The sequence below is a fragment of the Methylobacterium sp. V23 genome, from assembly GCF_002917135.1.
Lineage (GTDB): Bacteria > Pseudomonadota > Alphaproteobacteria > Rhizobiales > Beijerinckiaceae > Methylobacterium.
The window spans coordinates 1-3,838 of the sequence record NZ_PDHT01000090.1 but is presented as its reverse complement, the minus strand read 5'-3'; the positions used below and the strand labels follow the sequence as shown (position 1 = coordinate 3,838).

Annotated in this window: 4 protein-coding genes; 2 read left to right on the top strand and 2 right to left on the bottom strand. The window is 62.1% G+C overall.

Annotated features, from left to right (window positions below; all coding sequences use genetic code 11):
* Positions 1-399 precede the first annotated feature (399 nt).
* Positions 400-633 carry a hypothetical protein gene (locus CRT23_RS27290; protein ID WP_103712601.1) on the top strand — a complete coding sequence of 78 codons (234 nt, stop codon included), beginning with the start codon at positions 400-402 and terminating at the stop codon, positions 631-633.
* 504 nt (positions 634-1,137) lie between these two features.
* Positions 1,138-2,610 (top strand): hypothetical protein, encoded by a 1,473-nt coding sequence (locus CRT23_RS27285; protein WP_103712600.1) that lies wholly within the window; start codon positions 1,138-1,140, stop codon positions 2,608-2,610.
* A gap of 58 nt (positions 2,611-2,668) precedes the next feature.
* On the opposite strand, the gene CRT23_RS27280 is transcribed toward CRT23_RS27285, so the two are convergent.
* Together CRT23_RS27280 and CRT23_RS28980 are read right to left on the bottom strand one after the other, a co-directional pair.
* Positions 2,669-3,289, bottom strand: a complete 621-nt coding sequence (locus tag CRT23_RS27280) for a recombinase family protein (RefSeq protein ID WP_103712599.1) — start codon at positions 3,287-3,289, stop codon at positions 2,669-2,671.
* Positions 3,290-3,594: 305 nt separating this feature from the next.
* Positions 3,595-3,838, bottom strand: a 244-nt coding sequence (locus CRT23_RS28980; RefSeq protein ID WP_210202115.1) for a hypothetical protein, incomplete at its 5' end; no start/stop codon positions are given.

The window sequence follows — 3,838 nt, the reverse complement described above, 5'->3', positions numbered from 1 at the left end:
GAGGAAAAAACCAGCTATATCAGCGGTTTAAGGGTATCTGGCGGAGACGGAGGGATGAGCCGACACTCACCATTTCCGTTGCGCTATCAGTGACCTCGATCTCGGCCTCTTTGGGTAACACCGTGGGTCTGCCCGTCAAGCTTTGGGCTGGCGCGTCCGCATAGGCCGCAGAGCGTCAGCCGAGGCCGCTGCGCTTTTTTATTGCGGTGGGCAGGGCTGCTGGGGTTACCTGTCCTCGGAGCACGTTGGTGCCCCGGCCCACCCGGTGGGTCGCCTTCCTCAGCGCCTCTCAACCCCTGGCAATTGCCGCCTGGGCCTGACGCTGATGATCCGCGATCCGTTCAATCCGTGCGGTTCGCTTCGATCCTTTCAACGATTGATGTTTAGGAACAAATTCCTTTGACCATCCACATCTTCGATGCCCTGGTGGGCTCGGGCAAGGCCCGTGCCCTTGCCCGGTACAGCCACCACCTCGCTGGCGTGAGCCACAAGGTGCTCTTCGTCCAAGTGACCAAGCACCTGATCGACAAGGCCACCGCCGACGAACTTCAGGCTATGCCATCCGCTGCGTGCTTGAGCGCCGCCTACGGCGGCGACCTTCATCCTGTTCGTGCTGAGGAAGTGCCGACCTGACCTAGATCGACCCTTGATCTGTCAGCCTTCAACTCCTTCTCAAGGATCGCCGCTCGGCGGCGCTCGGACGAGCGCGCTCAAGCGGGCTCGTTCAGCCAAGCCGAAGCGGCACGGGGATCGTGCCCAACGCGCTTCAGCGCGGCAGCGGCACGAGCGGCGTCTGATGAATGGCTGATCTCAAGCCATCACTCATTCAAGGCATCGTTCTTAGTCAGGCCACCAGGGGTACGAGGGGCGGCCCTGCCGCCCCATCGTGTCGAGGCAAGCCCCAGGCCGTTCGCACTTCGCTGACGCTCGTACGAACCGCCTGCGGCTTGCCCCAACACGTCTCAGGATAATAGTGACTTCTGATTATATCATCTGATATTCAATAAATGCGTCCAGTCTATCTTATAGAGATACGCAATGGACGGAATTGATTTTAGTGAATTAGCATAGTTTTGGAAAACACGAATGTTATTACGTCTCTATTCTGGTCCACCCGGTTGCCAGAAGACCCGCACCATGCTGCGGCTGATGCTAGATCAGCCCGGCCGTTACCTTCTCGCCGCCCCGCGAACCGACCTTCTCGATGAACACGCGGACTTCCTGGGGAACGAGGCGCGCGCCCGTGGGATGACCGTCCGCATCGAGGTTGTTCACGCGGATCAGGGCCTGCCGGGTGTCCCGCGCCGCATCGCTGATGCGTGCCAGAGCCTGTCGCAAGAAGCGCACGCCATCCTGTTCGTCACGCATGAAGCCCTGCGCAGCATCGACCTCAGCCCTTTTACGGAGACTGAGGCGCCTTGGCATGCACGGGTTGACGAAGTCCCAGACGCGCTCGCCTCGGGGACGTTCAAGGCACCTGCCTCGGCGCAGTACCTTGAGCAGGTCTACGATCTTGCTTCCACCGACACGGAGGGTTGGTGGCGGGCAACGCTGAAGCCTGATGCACCTGCGCCGAGCGCGCTGATGGCCGACACCCACCTGCGCGACCTTGTGGCCTTCGACAAGCGTGCGCGCGCTCATCAGGGTGGTGGCGTTCTCGTGAACGTTGGCGACTGGCGCGACGCAACCCTCAAGGGCCGAACCGTACAGTGGTACTCGGCCTGGACACCGGCCGCCCTGGACGGCTTCGCATCCGTCGAGATGGCGGGAGCGAACTTCTGGAAAAGCCTGTGCGGGCTTGCCAGTCAGCGGCTGGACGCAGGTCAGATCGAGTACGTCGAGGAGCGCTTGGGCGCAGGGCAGCGGCAGGCTCATCCAGCGGTGGTGCTGCGCTACTTCACGCACGCGCACACCGGCTCAACCGCATGGTGGGCACACGGGAGCCCCGGCAAGCAGCACCTAAACAGCGTGCTACGGCACCTCCTGACGATGGGCGACCTCGGCTACTACTCGGGCAATGAGTGCGTGACGAGCTACTTCGAGGGCTGGCTCCGTGATGCGGAGGCGGTTCGCCCAAAGCAGGCAGGTACCAACGGCCTGATCCGTCACACCTCCTGCGCCTTCATCTACTCCAACAAGGCACAGACCGCTGACGAGCCGATCCGTGCCGCACTGGGCTTCACGGCGGATGAGATCAAGCGGGCGCGTGAGACGGAGGACATGATCCAGTTCGTCATGCGCGGCGCGGTTCGCGATCCGGCGTTCACAGGGACCTACACGGTCTACCTGTATGACCGCGCTCAGGCTGATGTGATGGGTGACTACCTCCGGGAGAATGGCGTCACAGACGATGTGCGGATCGAAGGCATCGAGGAGGCAGGCATTCTGGATGCCGAACGACCTGCATCACGCAGGGAGAAGAAGGCCGCGCTCGAAGCCGAAGGGGGCAGCTTTGCTGAGTGCAAGGAAGCCAAGCGTGCTGCTGAAGCTGAGCGAGGACGACGCAGGCGAGCGGAGGAGAAAGCCGCGCGGGCAGCAAATGGCACGCTCCGTAAGCGGGGCCGCCCAATGAAAACCCTCAGCGGATGTGCGTTGCCCTCGACGCCGTAAGATCGACGCCGCGTTCCTCTGATCCTGTGACGGCCTGGGGTATCTCCAGGCCGTCTCCTCATGCGGCGGTGCTGAGCGCGGCCCGATTCGTCTCAGCCTGCATGGCCTTCCGAACCCGCATCACCGTGGCCGTCCCGGCGCCGGTCCGGCGAGCGGTCTCACGGATGCCCGTACCAGCGAGCAGCAGAGCACGGATCGCCTCGACCTTCGCCGCATCCATCGGCGGCCGTCCGAGCCGCTTGTTCGTGCGCTGCAATCCCGCCCGCACCCTGGCGACGATCATCGCCCGCTCAAACTCGGCAAACACGGCCAGCATCTGGAACAGCATGCGGCCCGATGGCGTGCTCGTGTCGAGCGCCTGCTGGTGCAGAAACAGGTCCACGCCGCGAGCCTGAAGCTCGGCCAGCAGGGCGACGAGATCGGGCAGCGAGCGTCCGAGCCGGTCCACGGACCACGCCGCGACGAGATCGAACTCGCGCCGGGCCACGCCCTTCATCAGCGCATCCAGGCCAGGGCGCTGATCACGCCCCTTAGTGCCCGAGACCCCATCGTCTTTGAAGATCGCCACCACGGTCCACCCAAGACGACCGGCGACCTCGTGAAGCTGACGGGCCTGGTTCTCGGTGGTCTGGCCGTCTGCGGTCGAGACCCTGACGTAGAAGGCAACGCGTTTGCTCATGTCCGCCCAGACTCTCACGAAACGGCCACGCCTGCACCCCGTGCCGTCCCGCAAACACATGGTTGCGGATACGGTCTAGGCGACGATCCACGACGAACGTGAGGTGAGGAATAACAACGGGTTAGCCGGATCGTGAAGGGAGGGTCGAAAGAAGGGTTTTTGGGACAGGTGCGAGGGAGGCTGAGGGACGAGAGAGGGAGTAGGAGGCTGAGGAAGAAGCAGACGGTGAGGACGCAAGGCGCTGACTCAATTATCCGCCGGGCGGATAATCGAACGCCGCCTAAAGTGCTTTTTTGACTAAGAATTTATTCTTCAGGCATTTCAAGGCTGCGAAACCTCATCACAAACGCGAAAGCGTCATCCTGATGGGGAAAATGGAACACGACGATAGCTTCTCCCTCTGCCTCCTTGTCTGGAACAACCACCTTTAAGTATCCCCGCTGCTTTGCATTCTCATCAAGCCACTTCTCTATGATCGCTGAAAAGGGAGCAAGTGACCTGACCGGTACTTTGGACCGAGCCAATTGAGAGGCTACTGCATGGTGGCGG

Excerpts from the sequence above, each read along its gene's own strand:
- CRT23_RS27285 (WP_103712600.1), top strand. The coding sequence starts at position 1,138 with ATGCTGCGGCTGATGCTAGATCAGCCCGGCCGTTACCTTCTCGCCGCC.
- CRT23_RS27280 (WP_103712599.1), bottom strand. The coding sequence starts at position 3,289 with ATGAGCAAACGCGTTGCCTTCTACGTCAGGGTCTCGACCGCAGACGGC.